This window comes from Klebsiella sp. EMBS2024 (assembly GCF_036233805.1).
Classification (GTDB): domain Bacteria; phylum Pseudomonadota; class Gammaproteobacteria; order Enterobacterales; family Enterobacteriaceae; genus Klebsiella; species Klebsiella pneumoniae.
Window position 1 is genome coordinate 5,243,527 of record NZ_JAZARW010000001.1, and the last position, 19,967, is coordinate 5,263,493.

Here is a 19,967-nt window from a genome sequence, read left to right on the forward strand (position 1 = left end):
TCTCCTNNACAAAGCGGCAGCTGATGGCGCCCATGTTGCCGTAGTCGACGTGGAAGGTATCGCCCTTGCGCGCCGGGACCGGGCGGGTGAAGGAGCCGCCGAGGATAATCTGCCCGGCTTCGAGCTGGACATCGTACGGCGCCAGCTTGTTGGCCAGCCAGGCCACGCCGTTGGCCGGATGATTGAGTACGCCCGCGGCGACGCCGGTCTCTTCAATTACGCCGTTGCGATACAGCAGGGCGGAGATCCAGCGCAGGTCGAGCTCGTCCGGTTTAATCGGCCGGCCGCCGAGGATCACCCCGGCGTTGGCGGCGTTGTCGGAGATGGTGTCGAACACTTTGCGCGGACGCTGGGTTTCCGGGTCGATGTTGTGGCAACGCGCGTCGATAAGCTCCAGCGCCGGGATAACGTAGTCGGTGGCGTTGTAGACATCAAACAGCGTGCAGTTCGGGCCGCGCAGCGGTTTGGCCAGCACGAAGGCCAGCTCGACTTCGATACGCGGCACGATAAAGCGGTCGGTGGGAATATCGCTGCCGTCGTGAAAGAACATATCGTCGAGCAGCGCGCCGTAGTCCGGCTCGCTGATCTGCGAACTGGCCTGCATCGCTTTAGAGGTCAGGCCGATCTTGTGGCCTTTGAGCACGCGGCCTTCGGCGATCTTCATCTCGACCCACTCGCGCTGGACGGCGTAGGCGTCCTCAATGGTGATCGACGGATAATCCAGCGAGATCGCGCGGATCTGTTCACGCTGCTTTTCGGCCTGGTTCAGCCGCTGGGCAATCAGGGTACGGGTCTGTTTATCGAGCATAGAGATTCCTGTGGCATTGCATTGCCGGATGGCGCTTCGCTTATCCGGCCTACAAATTCATGGCCGTTGTAGGCCCGGTAAGCGCAGCGCCACCGGGCAATTTGCACATTATTTAAATAACGCGTGCACGTTGTTTTGTTTGTAGTTCAGCGTCGGGTCGAGCTCTTCCATGGCGAACGACAGCGCCAGATAGCGGCTCTCCATTAGCGTCGCGAAGTGGGATTTGATCAGCGCGAACAGCATATCTCCCACGTCCTGACGGCTCTCCAGGCTGCGCCCGGCGCCGATCTTCAGGGTCATATGCACGAAGGCGTAATCCTGCCTGCCGTCGGCCATCTGCCAGGTATCCAGCCAGTGGGCGCGGCTGCGGATCCCGCCGATCGGAAAGATGCCGGTGGCGGCCAGCGCCTCGTTGACTTTGGCGAACAGCCCAGGCAGATCGGCCTGCTCGCGGATGTTGTCGGTACATTCGGCGATAAAATGCGGCATGGGGCCCCCTTACGCCTGCGCTGGCAACGGGAACACGGCGTTAACCTGGCCGGTACCGGAGCTGGCGAATAGCTCGGTGATAAACTCCACCTTGCCGTCGTATTTATCCCAACCCAGCAGGCCGAGCAGCATCACCGTGTCGTGCATGTTGCCTTCGCCGTAGCAGTAGTCGGCATACTCCGGCAGCATGGTGCAGAACTCTTTGAATTTGCCCTCGCGCCACAGCTTCACCACCCGCTCATCCATCTGATGATCAAACTCGCGGGTGTAGCTGTTCATCCCCTCTTCGGCGCGCTGGTCATCGATAAAGCGGTGCGACAGCGAACCGCTGGCCAGCACCGCCACGGTGCCGTCGTATTTCTCAATGGCTTTGAGGATCGCTTCGCCCAGCCTGCGGCTGTCGGCAAAGTCGTGAACGGTACAGAAAGCAGAGATAGATACCACCTTGAAGTGCTTATCGCTGTTCATGTAGCGCATCGGCACCAGGGTGCCGTACTCCAGCTTCAGGCTGGGAATATTGTGCGCTTTGGCACGCACCCCGAGCTTCACCGCCTCGTCGGCGATAAGCTGGCCCAGCTCCGGGTTGCCGTCGTAGTCGTAGGTCATGTCGCGAATGAAATGCGGCAGTTCGTTACTGGTGTAGACGCCCTGAAAATGGTCGGCGCAGTTGATGTGGTAGGCGCTGTTGACCAGCCAGTGGGTATCAAACACGATAATGGTATCGACGCCCATTTCACGGCAGCGCTTGCCAATTTCTTTATGCCCGTCGATCGCGCCCTGACGGCAGCCGTGGTTTTTCCCCGGCAGCTCAGACAGATACATCGACGGCACGTGAGTGATTTTTGCTGCTAACGCTAACTTACCCATATCAGACTCCCCATTTCGGGATCGGATGGTCGCCCATCGAGATGCAGACGTTTTTCATTTCGGCGAACACTTCAAAGCTGTACTCGCCGCCTTCGCGGCCGGTGCCGGAGGCCTTCACGCCGCCGAACGGCTGACGCAGGTCGCGCACGTTCTGGGTGTTGACGAACACCATCCCGGCTTCAATACCGCGCGCCAGACGCAGCACTTTGCTGACGTCCTGGGTCCAGATATACGACGCCAGGCCGTATTCCACATCGTTCGCCAGGCGCAGCCCTTCCGCTTCGTCTTTGAACGGCAGCAGGCAGGCGACCGGGCCAAAAATCTCTTCCTGGGCGACGCGCATACGGTTGTCGACATCCGCCAGCACCGTCGGGCGCAGGAAGTTGCCGGCTTTCAGATGCGCCGGCAGGTCGGACGGTTTATCCGCGCCGCCAGCCAGCAGGGTGGCCCCCTCTTCGATGCCGAGGCGAATGTAGCCGGACACTTTCTCCCAGTGCTGCTGGCTAATCAGCGCGCCGATCTGGGTGTTCGGATCGGTCGGATCGCCTACGCGCAGGCGATTGGCGCGCTCGGCGAAGCGTTTAACGAACTCGGGGTAGATACTCTGCTGAATAAAGATGCGCGAGCCGGCGGTGCAGCGTTCGCCGTTGATCGAGAAGATGGTGAACAGCGCGGCGTCAAGCGCGCGCTCGATATCGGCATCTTCAAAAATCAGCACCGGCGATTTTCCGCCCAGCTCCATGGAGTACTTTTTCAGACCGGCGTTTTTCATGATGTTGCGGCCGGTGGCGGTGCCGCCGGTGAAGGAGACGGCGCGCACATCATGATGGCGCACCAGCGCGTCGCCGGCGGTGGCGCCGTAGCCCTGCACCACATTGAGTACGCCAGCCGGGATCCCGGCTTCCAGCGCCAGCTCGCCCAGACGATCGGCGGTCAGCGGCGACAGTTCGGACATTTTCAGCACCGCGGTATTCCCCAGCGCCAGGCACGGCGCCACCTTCCAGGTGGCGGTCATAAACGGCACGTTCCACGGCGACACCAGCGCGCAGACGCCAACCGGCTGCACGAGGGTGTAGTTCAGCATCTTGTCGTCGACCGGATAGGTCTTGCCGTTCATCTGCTGGCATACTTCGGCGAAAAATTCGAAATTGTGTGAGGCGCGCGGGATCAACACGTTTTTGGTCTGGTGGATCGGCAGGCCGGTATCGGCGGTTTCCATCGCCGCGATCTCCGGGACGTTCTGATCGATCAGATCCCCCAGGCGGCGCATCAGGCGCGCGCGCTCTTTCATCGGCAGGTTAGCCCACTTCGGGAAGGCCTCTTTCGCCGCCGCCACCGCCTGGTTTATTTCGGCTTCACCGCCGGAGGCGACTTCCGCCAGTACCTCGCCGGTGGCCGGGTTGGTGGTATGAAAATAGTCTGCGCCGGCAACGTTTTTACCGTTGATCCAATGGTTAATCTTTTTCATGACAGTGTCTCCTCATACGCTTGCTGGCTGATGATATGGTTGACCAGGCGGCCCACGCCCTCGACTTCAACGATCACCTCGTCGCCCGGTACCACGTCGGATAGCCCTTTCGGCGTGCCGGTGGCGATCATGTCGCCCGGTTGCAGGGTCATAAATTCGCTTAAATAAGCGATGAGGAACGGGATGCTGAAGATCAGATCGGCGGTGGTGCCCTGCTGGCGCAGCTCGCCGTTGACCCAGGTGCGCAGGGCCAGATTATGCGGATCCGGGATCGCCTCTTTGCTGACGATCCACGGGCCGATCGGCGTCAGGGTGTCGCGGCTTTTCACCCGCAGGTTCGGGCGGTAGTAGTTTTCCAGATAGTCGCGGATCGCGTAGTCATTGCACACGGTATAGCCGGCGACATAATCCATAGCCTCGGCTTCGCTGACGCGGCGCGCGGTTTTCCCAATCACCACCACCAGTTCGGCTTCGTAGTGCATGTATTCGACGTTATCCGGGCGTACCGACTGCTGCTGGTGGCCAGTAAAGGTGTTCGGCGCTTTGATGAATACCAAAGGCTCGGTTGGCGGTTTAAATTCCAGCTCGCTGGCGTGGTCGGCGTAATTCAGCCCCAGCGCGAACAGCGTGCCGTCGGCGGGCGGCAGCCAGCGGAATTCCCCTTCTTTTAATACCGTGCCATCGTCCAGGCGCACCTGGTCGCGTTCATCGACCAGCACGTCGCGTACCTGTCCCTGCCATTCAATGCGTGCCTGTTTCATGCCAGCTCTCCTTCTGCGACAACCGGGTTTTCGAGCGCCGGGAAACCGTCGGCGAGAATACGTACCCGGTCGCCGGGGCGCAGCGTGACGCGAGAGTGGGGCGTGCCGATAAGGATCGCGTCGCCGGGATTGAGGGTGGCGAATTCGCTCAAGGCGCTCAGCAGCTGCGCGGCATTACGCTGCAGATCGCCGGTATGCCAGCTATCCGCCTCGCGGCCGTTAATTTCGGTGATGATGGTCAGATCGTCCACGTTGCGTACCGCCGATAGCGTGCCGATGGGGCAGAAGCCATCGCGGCACTTGGCTTTGATCGCCGGGCGATAAAAACTCTCTTCCGGCAGACTCACATCGTTAGCCAGCGCGTAGCCGGCGATATAGTTCGCCGCCTCTTCCGCCGCCACTTTACGCGCGGTTTTGCCGACAATCAGCGCCACCGTTGCGCCGCTTTGTACGGTCTCGCCCTGCGGATACGGGATCGCTTCGCCATCGCCAATTACGGTATTGCGCGGCTTGATAAACCAGACCGCGGTTTTCGGCGGCGTCTTGTAGGGGGCCTGTTGAAACGCCTCGCGCCAGGCGTCGAGCTGGCTGCGATGATTGAGCGCAACGGCGAAGATGGTACCTTTCATTCACCACTCCTCTGGGACAGATTTCGGTTCAAAGGGATTTCATTAATATGTTAATGATCATCTTTTATGCTTTGCGCTGAGGTTTAGCAACTGGAAGTGAATGTTTTGTGATCGGATTAACACAATATTTACATAACAATTACTTATTTGTTATAAATCAATAGATTGAATATTTTTCAGGAAAAGACTGGTACTTTTCAGGTGCAGAAACCGGTTGTACATGGCAGGATTAACGCTAATTATTAAGTTATTAATAAGTTTTTGGTGAGGCTGTTGAGGGGATACTATGCATGATTCATTAACCATTGCCTTGTTGCAGGCGCGTGAAGCGGCGATGGCCTACTTTCGACCGATCGTCAAACGGCACAATCTCACCGAACAGCAGTGGCGGATCGTGCGAATTCTCGCCGAACGTCCGTCGATGGACTTTCACGATCTGGCCTTTCGCGCCTGTATCCTGCGCCCCAGTCTGACCGGTATTTTGACGCGCATGGAGCGGGATGGGCTGGTGCTGCGCTTAAAGCCAGTTAACGATCAGCGCAAGCTGTACGTCTCGCTGACGCCTGCCGGAACTGCGCTGTACGAAAGCGCCCAGGCGGAGGTGGAAGAAACCTATCGCCTGCTGGAGGCCCAGTTCACCACGGAAAAGCTGCAGCAACTGACCTCCCTGCTGGAGGAGTTTATTGCGCTTGGCGTCCCTGCCGGGCGCGGTGATGAAGAAGAGTAGCGGTTACGGCTCGGCGCTCAGCCTGGCGAGGGCAATAAGCGTTTCCGCGCGGGCGGGGGACAGCGGCTCTCTCGGTTGCGGCAGCGGCCAGCAATACAGCCAGCGGGCGCTGGGTCAGTTTGGCCTGCAGCCAGTCGTCGGCGGCAGCCACGTCGCCGCAGCGCACATCCTCGCAGCGGCACAGCAGGCTCTCCGGCGTCGCCGCGTTTTTCAACGACTCCGCCAGCCGGAAGGCGCGGTTTATGGCGTCGGCGAAGCGCTGCCAGCGCCGGGAGCGGCGCTTGCTCAATGATATTCGTCACGTCGCCTCCGGCCTGGTTCATCGTATCCGCCACCGCCTGCAGGCCGCCCGCGCTGCAGCAGAGGATCAGTTTCTGCCAGTAAACCACGCCGCCGCCGTCGGCGGTTTCAAACAGCACGCTGTGCGCGGAGGGGCGGGCAATCAGCCGCGCGCCGTTCACCTCCCGGATGGCGGCGATGTCGTTGGGGATTTACTACTGGGGCGCGCGCAGCTGCCTGCCGCAGGCTAACTTTAGCGGAGACGAAGAAGAGTAAAGGAGAACAGTATGGAGTCGGTAACTCTATCGTTACCTGAAGCTTATGACCTGGCGCTGGAGGTACTCAGCGCCAATGGATTTAGCGCCGACCACGCGGCGGCGATTGCCCGCAATGTGACCGCCGGGGAGCGCGACGGCTGCGCTTCCCACGGCCTGTGGCGGCTGTTGGGCATTGTCGATACCCTGCGCAAAGGTAAGGTATCGCCCGATGCCGAGCCGCAGATCCATGACCAGGCGCCGGGGATTGCGCGGGCGGACGCCGGGGGCGCTTTTTCACTGCTGGCCTACGAGCGCGCGCTGCCGCTGCTGCTGGAGAAGGCGCGCCACAATGGCATTGCGGCGCTGGCAATTAATCGCTGCGTTCATTATTCCGCGCTGTTTGCCGATATTGAGCCGTTGACCGAGGCAGGGCTGGTAGGGCTGGCCTGTACGCCAAGCCACGCCTGGGTCGCCCCGGCGGGCGGCACACGTCCGCTGTTCGGCACCAACCCCATCGCCTTCGGCTGGCCGCGGCAGGATAAGCCGCCGTTTATTGTTGATATGGCGACCAGCGCCGCGGCGCGCGGCGAGATCCAGCTGCATCAGCGCGCCGGCAAAGCGCTACCGGAAGGCTGGGGAATCGACAATCAGGGACAGCCAACGACCGATGCCGCAGAGGTGCTGAACGGCGCGATGTTGACTTTCGGCGGCCATAAGGGCTCGGCGCTGGCGGCAATGGTTGAGCTGTTGGCCGGGCCGCTTATCGGCGATATGACCAGCGCCGAATCGCTGGCGTGGGATAACGGCGCGGGCGGTCTCCCCTACGGCGGCGAGCTGATTCTGGCGCTGGATCCGCAGCGTTTTCTCGGCGCGCAGGCACCAGAGCAGCTGGCGCGCGCCGAAACGCTGTTCATGGGTATGCAGGAACAAGGGGCGCGGCTGCCGGGCGAGCGGCGTTTTGCCTGCCGCCAGCAGAGTGAACGGCAGGGGGTCATTATCAGTCGTTCATTGCATGATGAGATTTGCGCCTTGCGCCAGGGCGGGTAAGGCGCGNAGCGCCGCCACCCGGGATGCCTGTCAAAACAGCGTGTCGAGCTCGTCCAGCACGTTGTAGTCGTCATCGACCAGCAGCAACGTCTTCCACTTATCAAAGGTCAGACACGGGTGCGAGGTGCCGAACAGCAGAATATCGCCGACCTGCACATCGCTGCCCGGCGCCAGGCGCAGCATACAGTGCTGATCCATGATGCCGGTGCTGACGATCGACTCCGCGCGCAGCGCTAACTCCTGGCCGTTACGATAATGGGCGATCGGCTGCGGCAGCCCGGCGTCGAAAGCGCAGTCGCGCTTGCCGAAGTTTACCACCGCGCGATCCGCCTCCGGCACCGATTGCACCATCGCCATCAGCTCCAGCGCTGAAGTGAGATCGCCGGCGAGATCGCAGGCAATCGGATCGCGGGCGATCAGCGCTTGTTGGGCGAGATCGTAGATCCCGCGATCGTGGGTGATATAACAGCCAGGGCGGATGACGATACGGCAGCGGCGCGGTTTTGCCGCCGCCAGCCAGATGTTGCACACCACGTCATACCAGACGGTGCCCGCGCCGGTGAGAATAAATTCGCCGTCAACCAGCGGCTCCATGCGGCAGGCAAGCGCCGCGGCCTGCTGTAACAGCGCTTCCACCTGCGGCTGCGGATCGTCGCCGTGCAGCACCCCTTCATACAATTCCAGTCCGCGTAGCCGTAACCCCGGCAGGTCGCTTACCCGCTGCGCCAGCGCCAGCGCGTCATCAACGCTACGACAGCCGCAGCGCCCGCCAGGCACGCCAAGTTCAATCAGCACATCCAGCGTTTGTCCCTGGTCTGCGAAGAATGTGGAGAGGGCGCGCACGTTGACCTCGCTATCGACGCAGCAGATAAAATCCACCGCCCGATAGTGGGCTTTTAGCTGCGCGACCACCTGCATATTGGCTTTGCCGACCAGCTGATTAACCATCAGGACGCGTTGGATGCCGCTGGCCATTGCCGCGCTAGCCTGCCAGGCGCTGCCCACGCCGATCCCCCACGCCCCCGCTCGCTGCTGCGCCTGAAATATCCATGGCGTCATTGTCGTTTTACCATGCGGCGCCAGCGATACGCCGCGGGCGTCGGCGTAGCGCTGCATCCATGAAATATTATTTTCCAGCGCCGACTTTTTTAGCAGCGCGGCGGGTAGACAGACCTCTTCCGCCAGCAGATTAGCCGGCGCGGACATGAGGGCGGATTTGTGCGGGATGAGCGGTGCTGAATGGTATTTCATAACACTATCCTNTCAGGGTTTATAANCGGTTAGTCGCTGGGTATCATTTATAAATATTTGATAAATATATTTTTAATATAAAAATGTTATTCGTTTTGAATAAAAGTATCACAAAACGATCTGAGTTTTGCGTAGTTTTCCACTGTTTTTTGCGCTTGTAAATGGTTAACTTATCGGCATGTCGAAAGGGAGTAATTGCTATGAAAGTTGACTGGCTTTTCAAAAACGTCACGGTGATCGACGGGAGCGGCGGGCCGCAATACCGTGCTGATGTGGCGGTGAAGGGCGATCGAATTATGGCTATCGCCCCGGCGCTGGACGTTGCGGCGGAGCAGGTGATTGATGGCCAGGGGCGGGTACTGGCGCCGGGCTTTATTGATGTGCATACCCATGATGATATCAACGTGATCCGCATGCCGGAGTACTTGCCGAAGCTCAGCCAGGGGGTGACGACGGTGATCGTCGGCAACTGCGGGATCAGTGCGGCGACCGCCACCATGCGGGGGGAAGTGCCGGACCCGATGAATCTCCTCGGCGAGCAGCAACACTTTATCTATCCCACCGTGGAGGCTTATGCCCATGCGGTGGAGGCGGCGCGACCGTCGCTGAATGTCGGCACGTTAATCGGTCACACCGCGCTGCGTAATAACCATATGGACGATCTGTTTCGTCCGGCGAACGAGACGGAAATCGCCGGCATGCGCGTACAGCTACGCGATGCGCTGCGCCAGGGAGCATTAGGGCTCAGTACCGGGCTGGCCTACGCCAGCGCCTTCCAGTCGACCACCGAGGAGGTGATGGCGCTGGCGGAAGAGCTGGCGGCCGGGAAGGGCGTCTATACCACCCATTTACGTTCAGAGTTTGAGCCGATTCTCGAGGCGCTGGACGAAGCCTTCCGTATTGGTCGCCACGGCAACGTGCCGGTGGTAGTTTCGCACCACAAGTGCGCCGGGGCAAAAAACTGGGGGCGTACCAAAGAGACGCTGGCGTTTTTCGATGAGATGCGCCAGCAGCAGGATATCGCCTGCGACTGTTATCCCTATTCAGCCAGCTCATCGACGCTGGATATGAAACAGGTGACCGACGAGTTTGATATCGTGATTACCTGGTCCGAAGCGCAGCCGGAGCAGGCGGGGAAAACGCTGCAGCAGATCGCCGATGAGTGGCAGGTGAGCCTGCACGACGCCGCGGCGCGGCTGATGCCGGCGGGCGCTATTTATCACAACATGGATGAGCAGGACGTACAGCGGGTGATGCGCTATCCGGTCACCATGATTGGCTCTGACGGGCTGCCGAACGATCCGATGCCGCATCCGCGCCTGTGGGGCGCCTTCCCGCGGGTGCTCGGCCACTATAGCCGCGACGAGCAGCTATTCCCGCTGACTACCGCGGTACACAAGATGACCGGGCTGTCGGCGGCGCGCTTCCAGCTGGCGGATCGCGGGCTGGTGAAAATTGGCTACTTTGCCGACCTGGTGCTGTTTGACCCGCAGACGGTGCGCGATGTCGCCAGTTTCTCCGACCCGAAACGACCGGCGGACGGCATTGAGGCGGTGATGGTCAACGGCGTGATGAGCTACGGCAGTGATAAGAAAATTACCGGACGGGCAGGGCGTTTCCTGCGTCGTCGGATGGACTAAGGAGTTGAGTATGAGTATCAAGCGTTATGGCGTAGAAGGTGGTACCGGTACCGGCGGGCAGCACCTGCCGTTCGCGCGGGCGGTGGAAGCGGGAGGCTGGCTGTACGTTTCCGGCCAGACGCCGATGAAAAATGGCGAAGTCGTGGAAGGCGGGATTGTCGACCAGTCGCGTCTGGCGATTCAGAACTGCGTAGATATCATGACCGAAGCGGGCTACACCCTGGCCGACGTGGTGCATGTTAAAGTGATCCTCACCGATGCGCGCTATTTTCAGTCGTTCAATAAGGTATTTCGCGAGTTCTTTGGCGACAACCCGCCTGCCCGCATCTGCTGCGTAGCGGACCTGGTGGTGGATTGTAAAGTCGAAGTGGATGTGACCTGTTTTAACGCTGCGCGACAATAACGCTCGAAACCTAAAATAAATCCCTCCCTTTGCGGGAGGGAGCATCAAAAAAGTGTGATATCGGCACCAGAGTGAATAAATAAATCGGTGCCACTGGGTTCGCTATGCCTTTTTTCAGGCATGGTTCCTGTTAACTCATAATATTCAGCGGCACGAATATTATTTATTACGTCTGGATGTGAGCCATGAATAATATGTCATTTATGATTTGGTTTTCCGTTTATGCCTGCGCGATGATTACCTTAGGCTGGTACGTTTCGCGCAAACAGAAAACCGGCGAAGACTTTTTACTTGGCGGTCGTTCGCTGCCGATGATCCTCACTCTCGGTTCGACGGTCGGCACCATGGTGGGGACCGGCTCCAGCGTCGGCGCCGTCGGCTTTGGCTACAGCAACGGCTGGGCCGGGATGCTTTACGGCCTCGGCGGCGCGGTGGGGATCCTGCTGGTGGCATGGTTATTTGCACCGGTACGTAAACTTCGCTTCATGACCATGAGTGAAGAAATGTCGTATTACACCGGCGGCAGTAAAATTATTAAAAACCTCGTCGCGATACTTATTTTTATTGCCTCTATCGGCTGGCTGGGGGCGCATATATTAGGCGGCGGATTATATCTGGCGTGGGCCAGCGGCATTGATATTAATGTCGCGAAAATTATTATCGCGCTGGCTTTTGTGGTTTATGTCGGTATCGGCGGCTATTCCGCGGTGGTGTGGATCGATACCATTCAATCGATCGTGCTGTTCGTGGGCTTTATTTTAATGGCGATACTGGCGGTTCATCACGTTGGCGGCTGGAGCCATATTCAGCAGGCCGTCGATCCGGCGGCGCAAAGCCTGTTCGCGGTCGATAAATTAGGCGTGCTGCCGGCGCTATCATTGGCGATGGTGATCGGCGTCGGCGTGCTGGCGACGCCTTCTTATCGCCAGCGTATTTACTCGGCGAAGACCGTCTCCTCGGTGCGCCAGTCCTTTACCATTACCGGCCTGCTGTATCTGGGCTTCTCCTTCCTGCCGGCGATCATCGGTATGGCGGTATGGACCATGAACCCGCAGCTGGAAAACAGCGGCTTCGCCTTCTTGTTTGCCACCCAGGTGCTGCCGCCGGTGCTGGCGATGGCGATCCTGATTGCCGGCATGTCGGCCAATATGTCTTCCGGCAGCTCTGATGCCATCGCCGCGGTGTCCATTATGCTGCGCGACCTCTACACCCTGGTGACCGGCCATATGCCCGCGCCGGAGAAAGCGATTCGCCTGTCGCGGATCTTCCTGGTTCTGGTGATTGCGCTGGCGCTGCTGTTTGCCCTGACCTCCAACGACATCATCAGCTACATCACCAAAATGATCTCAATGATTATGTCCGGGATGTTTATCTGCACCATGCTTGGCCGTTTCTGGACACGCTTTAACTGGCAGGGCGCGGTCGCCGCGCTGGCCGGCGGCGCCGGGGCATCGGTTGCGGTGCTGGTGGATAGCGACTGGCTGGCGTTCTGGGGCAACCCGTGTATTCCGGCGGTGCTGACGAGCCTGGTGGCTTCGGTTGTGGTGACGTTACTGACCCCGGCCAGCAGCATGAGCCGCGAGCAGGCTCTGGAGATGATTACCCGCGAGCGTGAAAGCCGCCCAACGCCGCCGCCGCTGCCGATTGGCAAACGTCATACCTCACGCGGGTAAGGGGTAATCATGAACGAGTATATTGCCGTCGATTGGGGCTCCACCCAGCTGCGGGCATGGCGGATGCGTGATGGCGAATGCATCGACAAGCTGAAACTGCCCTGCGGCGTCACGCGTCTGAACGGGCAGCGCGCCGAAGCGGTATTTCAGCAGCAGCTGGCGCCGTGGCGCGGCGACCCCGCGCTGCCGGTGGTGATGGCGGGCATGATCGGCAGCGATGCCGGTTGGCAACCGGTGCCTTATCTGGCCTGCCCGCTGGCGCTGGAGGCGCTCAACGGTCAGTTATATGAGGTGGCGGAAAAAGTGTGGATCGTGCCGGGGCTGAAAGTGGCGCAGGCTGCAGATTACGACGTAATGCGCGGTGAAGAAACGCAGCTGCTGGGCGCCTGGCAACTGATGCCCGCGGAGTGTTACGTGATGCCCGGCACCCACTGCAAATGGGTGCAGGTGCAAAACGGCGTGGTGCGCCAGTTCGCCACGGCGATGACCGGCGAACTGCATCACCTGCTGCTTAACCATTCGCTGCTCGGCCAGCAATTGCCTGCGCAGTTGCCGGATGAAGCCGCTTTCGCCCTCGGTATGGAAAAAGGGTTAAATCAGCCGGCGTTATTGTCCGGGCTTTTTAGCGCCCGCGCCGCGCGGGTGTTAGGCGCGCTGGCGGCGACTTCGGTGAGCGATTATCTCTCCGGGCTGTTGATTGGCGCGGAGGTGGCGACATTCAGCGAACGCTATCGCGCCAGCCGCGTGGTGCTGGTTGGTGAGCACTCGCTCAGTGTCCGTTATCAGCAGGCGATGGCGGCGCGTGGGTTAGCCGTTTCCCGTTGCTCCGGCGAGGCGGCGTTTCTTTCGGGTATAGCGAGGATGATTGATGGACAAGATTAAGCTGGTGGCGATTTTACGCGGCATTCAACCCGCTGAGGCGGCAGATCATATTGAGACGCTAATAAATGCAGGCTTTCGCTATATCGAAATCCCGCTCAACTCGCCGGACTGGCAGCAAAGTATTCCGGCGATGGTGCGTCAGTTTGGCGAGCGGGCGATGATTGGCGCGGGAACGGTGCTGAAGGTTGAACAGGTTGATTTTCTCGCTGAAGCTGGGGCGAAACTTATCGTGACGCCCAATACGGCCCCGGCGGTGATCCGCCGCGCGGTAGATAAGGGGATGCTGGTGTGCGCCGGCTGCGCGACGGCCTCCGAGGCGTTTAGCGCGCTGGATGCCGGGGCGCAATGGCTGAAAATCTTTCCGTCATCAGCATTCGGCGCGGACTATATTCGCGCGCTGAAAGCGGTGTTGCCGCCGGAGGTTCCGGTGCTGGCGGTCGGCGGCGTGACGCCGGAAAATCTGGCGACCTGGATACAGGCGGGGTGCGCCGGTGCCGGTCTGGGCAGCGATCTTTATCGCGCCGGACAGGCCGTGGAACGTACCCGCGAGCAGGCGGAGAGGTTTATCTCCGCCAGTAAAAGTTAGTCCCCCAGCGGCTGCCGATCGACGCCGCCGCGGTGGCTGTCGAGCGCCAGCTTAATACGGCGTAATTTGCCTTTTGCCTGGGGTTTGTTGGCCATCGCCAGTTCGGTGGCCAGCACATCGACCATCGCCAGCATCGCGTAACGGGAAGTGCTGGGCTTAAAGATATAGTCGTTTTCCCGTACCAGCAGCGGTAGCACCAGATCCGCCTGTTCAGCCAGCGGCGTTCCGGCGGGGGTAATCGCAATAACCTTCGCGCCGTACTGGCTGGCAATCGCCGCGCTCTCGATGATTTCCCGGGTATAGCCGCCCAGAGAAAGCACGATCACCACATCCTGCGGCGTCACCGCCGAGCTCATCATGCGTACCAGCAGACCATCGCTCTGGCTGACAACCGGCAGACCGAGGCGAAACAGGCGATACTGAATTTCCTGAGCGCAGATGGTCGAACCGCCGCCCATCCCCAGGGCGAGGATCTGCCGCGCATCGCTCAGCCAGCTCACCGCGCGCTTCAGCGCCTCGATATCCAGCGCCCGCCGGTTGGTCTCCAGTACGCTGATGATTGACTCATAGATCCCCTGGACGCCTTCGAGATCCGGAACATCGAGGATAAACCGCTGGCCGACCGCAAGAGATTGCGCAAGCTTCATCTTCAGCTCGCGGACGTCTTTACAGCCGAGCGCCCGGGCAAAACGGGTGACCGAAGCCTGGCTGGTTTGCGTCAGACGCGCTATCTCGGCGATGGGCAGCTCCGCCGCCGCCGCGACATCATCGAGAATAAACTGCGCAATGCGTTTTTCGGTCGCCGTGAGTTCCACAAAGCGATCGGTTATGCAGGAAATAATATCGATTGACCAGGACATACGGTAACAACGGGTAAGTTTTGAATGGTACTTTGTACCATATTGCGCCGCTGAAATCAGTGCTGAAGTCTACAACGCCAGGCGCATGGCGCAGCGCGACTCGGGCGGCAGGCCGTGCCGGGTCTCCTGTTCCCTTTTTGCCGCCAGCCCGGCGGGCAGGGTCAGCTCATCGAGCATGGCGAATCCCAGACGGGTATAAAACGGCGCATTCCACGGCACCTCGCGGAAGGTGGTGAGGGTTACCGCCGGGTAGCCCATCTGCCGTGCGCTCTCAATAACCCGCTCCAGCAGCATCCAGCCGATGCCCTGTTGCTGCCAGGCCTGGTGGACGGCGACTTCGACGATAAATAACGCATCGTCGAGCGGTTCGGTCAGAATAAAGCCAACGGGTTGCCCGGCGGCTACCGCCAGCAGGCTATGCTCCGTTTCCAGATAATCATGATGGCGCGCAACGCTAATCACCTCGCTGTCCGCCAGCCAGGCGAGAGAAGGGATCTGGCGAAATGCCTGGGCGGCAGAACGTTCAATGGCGGGCAGAAGGGCGACATCGCTCTCCTGAGTCAGGCGTAATACGGCACCGGCAGTTATAGTGTTAGTTTTCATCACCTCAGCATAGCAGCCTTCGGGAGAAAAGTATGGAGCTGACCGCCGTTCCCGCCACGCAGTTCAGCAGCGTGCAGTTAACGGATATTCTCAACGCCTGTTTTGAAGCCTACCTGGTGCCTGTTACCCAGTCGGTAGAGGGATTTGTTCGGCGTTTTAGCGCCGAGGGGATGAGCCTGGTCGATTCCCGCGTCTGGCTGGCCGGAGATGAACCGGCGGCGATCGCGATCGTCGCGCGCCGGGGGAGTGCCGCTCGCCTGGCGGCCTTTGCCCTGCGCCCGGCCTGGCGCGGCAAAGGCCTGGGCCGGAAACTGATGCAGGAACTGCTGATGCTTTTGCAACAGCAGGGGATCGAGACGGTATTCCTGGAGGTGATCCGCGATAACCATGCGGCCGTCGCGCTGTATCAGTCGCTGGGCTTTACGCGACGCTATGGGCTCTGCGGCTACCTGAGTACAGAACTTCTGGCCCCGGTGCCGGGCGTATTGCAGCTTTATCCCACCCTGTCCCTGCTTCGGCGCGCCATTGAGGAGAGTAACAGCCAGCTTCCCTGGCTGCTGGATCCGCTTACCTTCGCCACTCTGCCATGTCAGGTCGTGACGCTGGAACAGCGCGCCTTCGCGGTTCTAACGACGGCGGGCTCGCGCCCTGTACTGTCGTNTTTGTGGGTGGAGCCCGCCGCCCGCCGCCAGGGGCTGGCGCGTGAGCTGCTGATGGCGCTGGCGCAGCAGTTCCCGGGCATTGGTACTTCGGTGACGGTCCCGGAAACTTTTACGCCGCTGTTTGCCGCGGCCGGCTATACGCCGCTCTCGCTGCAGCAGTATGAAATGACGATGGATCTGGCCGACGCGAAGTCGGCTTAGCCAGGAGTGTGCGCTGGACCGCAAAAAAACAGCACGGGCCGTCGATAAGCCTCTCTTTTCCCGCATCATATCCCTTCGTAATGGCGAAGAGGGGGATGCGATGCGTAAAACGGAACTGTTGGCTTTTTTGCAAAATCAGACCGATTTTTTCGATCCGGATAACCTGAGCGAGGTCTTTACCGCCAGCTGGCTGGCCCGGCGTTTCGCGATGCAAAGAAATACCGCCAGCCATTATCTCAATCAGCTGGTCGCTCAGGACGTGCTGGTGAAAATCAACACCCGGCCGGTCTATTTTCTGCATAAAAAAGCCTTTTGCCAGCAGTTCTACCCGCTTTCCCGCAGTGAGTATGCCAGCATGGCGGAGTTACTCGCGGAGAGCGACCGCCAGCCGGAGCAGGCGGACCATTTTTCGTTGCTGACCGGGCATGACGGCAGCCTGCGTAAACCGATTGAGCAGATGAAAACCGCGCTGTTTTATCCTAACGGCGGGCTACCGCTGCTGATCACCGGCGACAGCGGGACCGGCAAAAGCTATATGGCTGAGCTGATGCATGAGTTTGCCATCGCCCAGGGGCTGCTGGCGCCCGATGCCCCCTTTGTGAGCTTTAACTGCGCGCAGTATGCGAGTAATCCGGAGCTGCTGGCCGCCAACCTGTTTGGCTACGTCAAAGGCGCGTTTACCGGTGCGCAGAGCGATAAAGCGGGGGCGTTTGAGGCGGCAAACGGCGGGATGCTGTTTCTCGATGAGGTCCATCGCCTGGATGCTCAGGGACAGGAGAAGCTGTTCACCTGGCTGGATCGTAAGGAGATCTACCGGGTGGGGGATACCGCGCAAGGCTTGCCGATTTCGCTGCGGTTGGTGTTTGCCACCACCGAAGATATTCACAGCACTTTTCTCACCACCTTCCTGCGCCGAATTCCGATCCTGGTTAGCTTGCCCGATCTTCAACACCGTAGCCGCGAGGAGAAGGAGGCGCTAACGCTACAGTTTTTCTGGCAGGAGGCGCGCACGCTTGCCGCCCGGCTGCAACTAACGCCGCGATTGTTGCAGGTCCTGACGCAGTATGTTTATCGGGGCAACGTCGGCGAGCTGAAGAATGTGGTGAAGTACGCCGTGGCGTCAGCCTGGGCCAGGTCTCCGGGCCGCGAAATGTTGACCGTGACGCTGCACGATCTGCCGGAAAATGTCATGGCCGCGACGCCAGCGCTCAGCGAAGCGATGGGCCAGCAGGAGCCGCTGCTTATCGAGCCGCAGACCAGCCTGGTCTGGCTGCTGCGCGCGCGCGACCCGGTACAGGGGCTGATCTATGACGTTCAGTGTCGGGTTCTGGCGCAGTATGAAGCGGTGCTGAATAAAAAAACGGTCTGGGAAGAGGCGCAAAGGAGCATGGGGGAAGAGATTGAAACCCTCTTCGATCGGCTGATCTTTGATAATCATGACTCCAGTAGCTCGCAGATGCTGCTGCTGATCGCTCATCAGGTTCGGGAGGAGTATTATCGCCTGGAAAAGCGCTTCAATATCCAGTTTAACGGCAACTGCCTCTACGCGCTGAGCCACTACCTGATCCACCGATCCCGACAGCCGCAGTCCACGATAAACAATGAAAAAGCCCGCCAGCTGGAGGACTTCCTGGTACAGAAGTTTCCGCTGCTGTATCGCTTTTGCGAAGCGATGCTCGGTGCGTTGACGCTGAAGCTGGATATTGAACCCCAGCGTATCGACCTGCTGCTGTTAGTGCTGTGGTTCCACAAGAATGGCGCCATCAGCCAGCAGCAGGTGACCCGGGCGATAATTCTCGCTCACGGTTACGCTACCGCCAGCAGCATCGCCAACGTGGCGAACCGCTTGCTGAAAAGCCAGCTCTTTGAGTCATTCGATATGCCGCTGGACGTGACGCCGGAGGCTATCGCTAACCAGGTGATGGCCTACATAGAGAGCCATGCTCTGGCATCAGGATTGATAATCCTGGTCGACATGGGATCGCTGAACGCCATTCACCGCCATTTTAATCGTCGCCTGAGTACGCCGATGGCGATCATCAACAATGTCTCCACCGGTATGGCGATGTACGTCGGGGAGCGCATTTTGCAGGGCGTTATGCTGGAAGATATCGTCCGCGAGATCGGCGATGACCTTGCGGTTGAGCACCAGCTCTATTACCCGCAAACCGATAAGCCGCGGGCAATTTTAACCACCTGCGCGACCGGTCTGGGCGCGGCGGCGAATCTGTCGGCGCTGTTAAAAGCCAGCATTCCTGAAGCGCTTGGCATTGATATTGTGGCCTGCGATGTGGAGACCCTTGCCGATCCCGCGCGACGGGAGCCGATGCTAAGCCGCTATGAGGTGTTGGCGATCGTCGGCACCCTGGATCCGCATCTTGCCGATCTACCCTGGATCTCGCTGGATTCGCTGATCTCTGGCGAAGGGAGTCGTCCGCTGATGCGCATTTTTGGCGAACTGGCGACGGCGGAGCAGGTCAGCGAGATCAACAACCTGATCCTGAAAAACTTTTCGCTGCGCCGGGTGATCGAGTCGGTGACGATCCTCGATACGGCTAAGGTGATCAACCAGGTTGAGCAGTTTTTGCTGCGCTATGAGCATCTGGCCGGGCGCGATGTACCTAACGATCGTAAGGTCGCGCTGTATGTGCATATCAGCTGTCTGATAGAGCGATTAATTCGTCACGCTTCCCCAGCCCAATACACTGGAGGGCAGTGTCCGGATCGCGAGCTGGCTACGCTACGCGAGGCCTTTAGTGTCATAGAGAGCGGGTATAGTGTCAAAATTCCCGTTGTAGAGCTCTGCTACATTCACGATATCCTGACGCGGGAAACGGAATTTATTCAGGAAGATCAAGACTTTTAACACATCTCTTCTTTTTTATCCTTGCGTTAGCCGACGCGCCACTGTTTCTGGCACGTCGGTTGCAATTAAGAAAGCAGTGGAATGCGCTTTCGAGGTAAGGATGAAACGACACTATATTTTTGCCAGCCATGGCAGCTTTGCTAACGGTTTGTTGAACTCCGTGGAACTGATCCTCGGTAAACAACCCGATATACATACCTTGTGTGCCTACGTGGAAGAAGAGGTCGATCTGACGCAGCAGGTGGAAGCGCTAATGGCGCGTTTCCCGGCGCAGGATGAGCTGATCGTGATTACGGATATTTTTGCCGGTAGCGTGAATAACGAGTTTGTTCGTTTTTTATCTCGCCCACATTTCCATTTATTATCCGGTTTAAATCTGCCGTTAATTATTGACTTGCTGATTTCCGCAGCCGAAGACAATACCGAAAAATTAATTACCGAGGCATTAACAAACGCCAAAGAGAGCATTCAGTACTGCAATCAAACGATTGCCAGCGCGATGACTATGGATAAAGACTTCTGAAATGAGGAAGCATGATGATTACATTATTAAGGGTAGACCATCGATTACTTCACGGCCAGGTGGCCTTTTCCTGGACCCAATATGTCGGCGCCGATTGTATTTTAATCGCCAACGATAGCGTCCCTGGCGATGAGTTGCGGAAAACCACCATTAAGCTTGCCAAACCGCCCTCGGTGAAGCTGGTGATTAAAAATATAAATGATTCTATTGAGGCAATAAAAAGCGGGGTTACCGATAAATATAATTTATTTATTGTTGTGGAGTCGGTTAATGACGCCTGGCGTATTGCCAGCGCCATCGACGAAATAAAAAGCATAAATCTTGGCGGAATAAAGGCTAAAGAGGGCAGTAAAAATATATCTAAGGCGATTAATTTACTGCCGACAGAAATAGAACAGCTACAACAACTGGTGGGCAAGGGCGTCGAAGTGGAGATTCGCCAGGTCCCGAACGATCGCAAACAGCTTTTTGCGGAATGCGTGTAA

General features: G+C 58.9%; 21 protein-coding genes and 2 pseudogenes (1 of these 23 running past the window's edge). 11 read left to right on the forward strand and 12 right to left on the reverse strand.

What is annotated here, in order from left to right; all coding sequences use genetic code 11:
• The 7 genes and pseudogenes from hpaH to VZP09_RS23955 all read right to left on the reverse strand — a co-directional run.
• On the reverse strand, nucleotides 1–808 hold the 5' portion of the coding sequence (gene hpaH / locus VZP09_RS23925) for a 2-oxo-hept-4-ene-1,7-dioate hydratase (RefSeq protein WP_328795442.1). 23 nt of this gene lie to the left of the window's left edge; only the first 808 of its 831 coding nucleotides appear in the window; its start codon is at nucleotides 806–808; its stop codon lies off the left edge, out of view.
• A gap of 108 nt (nucleotides 809–916) precedes the next feature.
• Nucleotides 917–1,297: a 5-carboxymethyl-2-hydroxymuconate Delta-isomerase gene (locus VZP09_RS23930; protein ID WP_004151392.1), complete on the reverse strand. Its 381-nt coding sequence runs from the start codon at nucleotides 1,295–1,297 to the stop codon at nucleotides 917–919.
• 9 nt (nucleotides 1,298–1,306) lie between these two features.
• Nucleotides 1,307–2,164 (reverse strand): 3,4-dihydroxyphenylacetate 2,3-dioxygenase, encoded by an 858-nt coding sequence (gene hpaD / locus VZP09_RS23935; protein WP_002887492.1) that lies wholly within the window; start codon nucleotides 2,162–2,164, stop codon nucleotides 1,307–1,309.
• A 1-nt stretch (nucleotide 2,165) separates the two neighbouring features.
• Nucleotides 2,166–3,632: a 5-carboxymethyl-2-hydroxymuconate semialdehyde dehydrogenase gene (gene hpaE, locus VZP09_RS23940; protein WP_012737355.1), complete on the reverse strand. Its 1,467-nt coding sequence runs from the start codon at nucleotides 3,630–3,632 to the stop codon at nucleotides 2,166–2,168.
• Nucleotides 3,629–4,393, reverse strand: coding sequence for a fumarylacetoacetate hydrolase family protein (locus VZP09_RS23945; RefSeq protein ID WP_015959375.1), 765 nt, complete (start codon nucleotides 4,391–4,393; stop codon nucleotides 3,629–3,631). The genes hpaE and VZP09_RS23945 overlap by 4 nt, the downstream gene beginning before the upstream one ends.
• Nucleotides 4,390–5,022, reverse strand: coding sequence for a fumarylacetoacetate hydrolase family protein (locus tag VZP09_RS23950; RefSeq protein WP_004146085.1), 633 nt, complete (start codon nucleotides 5,020–5,022; stop codon nucleotides 4,390–4,392). The genes VZP09_RS23945 and VZP09_RS23950 overlap by 4 nt, the downstream gene beginning before the upstream one ends.
• 57 nt (nucleotides 5,023–5,079) lie before the next feature.
• Nucleotides 5,080–5,244, reverse strand: a pseudogene (locus VZP09_RS23955) (hypothetical protein).
• Between the two features lie 64 nt (nucleotides 5,245–5,308).
• Between VZP09_RS23955 and hpaR the strand changes: the two are divergent.
• Nucleotides 5,309–5,749 (forward strand): homoprotocatechuate degradation operon regulator HpaR, encoded by a 441-nt coding sequence (gene hpaR, locus VZP09_RS23960; protein WP_002887503.1) that lies wholly within the window; start codon nucleotides 5,309–5,311, stop codon nucleotides 5,747–5,749.
• A 3-nt stretch (nucleotides 5,750–5,752) separates the two neighbouring features.
• Here hpaR and VZP09_RS23965 read toward each other — a convergent pair.
• Nucleotides 5,753–6,225: pseudogene (locus tag VZP09_RS23965) on the reverse strand (hypothetical protein); the annotation flags it as partial.
• A gap of 90 nt (nucleotides 6,226–6,315) precedes the next feature.
• Between VZP09_RS23965 and VZP09_RS23970 the strand changes: the two are divergent.
• Entirely contained in the window at nucleotides 6,316–7,332 is a 1,017-nt protein-coding gene (locus VZP09_RS23970; RefSeq protein WP_328795445.1) for an Ldh family oxidoreductase, read from the forward strand.
• 30 nt (nucleotides 7,333–7,362) lie between these two features.
• On the opposite strand, the gene VZP09_RS23975 is transcribed toward VZP09_RS23970, so the two are convergent.
• Both VZP09_RS23975 and VZP09_RS23980 read right to left on the reverse strand, forming a co-directional pair.
• Nucleotides 7,363–8,583: an amino acid deaminase gene (locus tag VZP09_RS23975; protein WP_023317507.1), complete on the reverse strand. Its 1,221-nt coding sequence runs from the start codon at nucleotides 8,581–8,583 to the stop codon at nucleotides 7,363–7,365.
• Nucleotides 8,584–8,626: 43 nt separating this feature from the next.
• The gene (locus VZP09_RS23980) at nucleotides 8,627–8,806 is read right to left on the reverse strand and encodes a hypothetical protein (RefSeq protein ID WP_064156205.1); all 180 of its coding nucleotides are present in this window, start codon (nucleotides 8,804–8,806) and stop codon (nucleotides 8,627–8,629) included.
• Between VZP09_RS23980 and VZP09_RS23985 the strand changes: the two genes are divergently transcribed.
• The 5 genes from VZP09_RS23985 to VZP09_RS24005 all read left to right on the forward strand — a co-directional run bounded on the left by VZP09_RS23985 (nucleotide 8,784) and on the right by VZP09_RS24005 (nucleotide 13,767).
• Nucleotides 8,784–10,223: an N-acyl-D-amino-acid deacylase family protein gene (locus VZP09_RS23985; RefSeq protein ID WP_032439182.1), complete on the forward strand. Its 1,440-nt coding sequence runs from the start codon at nucleotides 8,784–8,786 to the stop codon at nucleotides 10,221–10,223. The genes VZP09_RS23980 and VZP09_RS23985 overlap by 23 nt on opposite strands.
• A gap of 10 nt (nucleotides 10,224–10,233) precedes the next feature.
• Nucleotides 10,234–10,626: a RidA family protein gene (locus tag VZP09_RS23990; RefSeq protein WP_002887555.1), complete on the forward strand. Its 393-nt coding sequence runs from the start codon at nucleotides 10,234–10,236 to the stop codon at nucleotides 10,624–10,626.
• 185 nt (nucleotides 10,627–10,811) lie between these two features.
• Complete coding sequence (locus tag VZP09_RS23995) at nucleotides 10,812–12,299, forward strand: sodium:solute symporter family protein (RefSeq protein ID WP_004222484.1); 1,488 nt, start codon at nucleotides 10,812–10,814, stop codon at nucleotides 12,297–12,299.
• Between the two features lie 9 nt (nucleotides 12,300–12,308).
• The gene (locus tag VZP09_RS24000) at nucleotides 12,309–13,181 is read left to right on the forward strand and encodes a 2-dehydro-3-deoxygalactonokinase (protein ID WP_021467402.1); all 873 of its coding nucleotides are present in this window, start codon (nucleotides 12,309–12,311) and stop codon (nucleotides 13,179–13,181) included.
• On the forward strand, nucleotides 13,168–13,767 hold the full coding sequence (locus tag VZP09_RS24005) for a 2-dehydro-3-deoxy-6-phosphogalactonate aldolase (RefSeq protein ID WP_004146077.1): 600 nt from the start codon (nucleotides 13,168–13,170) through the stop codon (nucleotides 13,765–13,767). Before VZP09_RS24000 ends, VZP09_RS24005 begins: the two co-directional genes overlap by 14 nt.
• Here the strand turns inward: VZP09_RS24005 and VZP09_RS24010 are convergent.
• Together VZP09_RS24010 and VZP09_RS24015 are read right to left on the reverse strand one after the other, a co-directional pair.
• Entirely contained in the window at nucleotides 13,764–14,627 is an 864-nt protein-coding gene (locus VZP09_RS24010; protein WP_002887559.1) for a MurR/RpiR family transcriptional regulator, read from the reverse strand. The genes VZP09_RS24005 and VZP09_RS24010 overlap by 4 nt on opposite strands.
• A gap of 69 nt (nucleotides 14,628–14,696) precedes the next feature.
• A complete protein-coding gene (locus tag VZP09_RS24015) occupies nucleotides 14,697–15,230 on the reverse strand; it encodes a GNAT family N-acetyltransferase (RefSeq protein WP_032415915.1) in 534 nt (177 codons plus the stop codon).
• Nucleotides 15,231–15,262: 32 nt separating this feature from the next.
• Between VZP09_RS24015 and VZP09_RS24020 the strand changes: the two genes are divergently transcribed.
• From VZP09_RS24020 to VZP09_RS24035, 4 genes are all read left to right on the forward strand, one after another.
• Entirely contained in the window at nucleotides 15,263–16,093 is an 831-nt protein-coding gene (locus VZP09_RS24020; protein WP_328795446.1) for a GNAT family N-acetyltransferase, read from the forward strand.
• Nucleotides 16,094–16,193: 100 nt separating this feature from the next.
• Entirely contained in the window at nucleotides 16,194–18,959 is a 2,766-nt protein-coding gene (locus VZP09_RS24025; protein WP_032415918.1) for a sigma 54-interacting transcriptional regulator, read from the forward strand.
• A 100-nt stretch (nucleotides 18,960–19,059) separates the two neighbouring features.
• The gene (locus tag VZP09_RS24030; protein ID WP_023288216.1) at nucleotides 19,060–19,482 is read left to right on the forward strand and encodes a PTS sugar transporter subunit IIA; all 423 of its coding nucleotides are present in this window, start codon (nucleotides 19,060–19,062) and stop codon (nucleotides 19,480–19,482) included.
• A gap of 14 nt (nucleotides 19,483–19,496) precedes the next feature.
• Nucleotides 19,497–19,967, forward strand: coding sequence for a PTS sugar transporter subunit IIB (locus VZP09_RS24035; protein WP_002887607.1), 471 nt, complete (start codon nucleotides 19,497–19,499; stop codon nucleotides 19,965–19,967).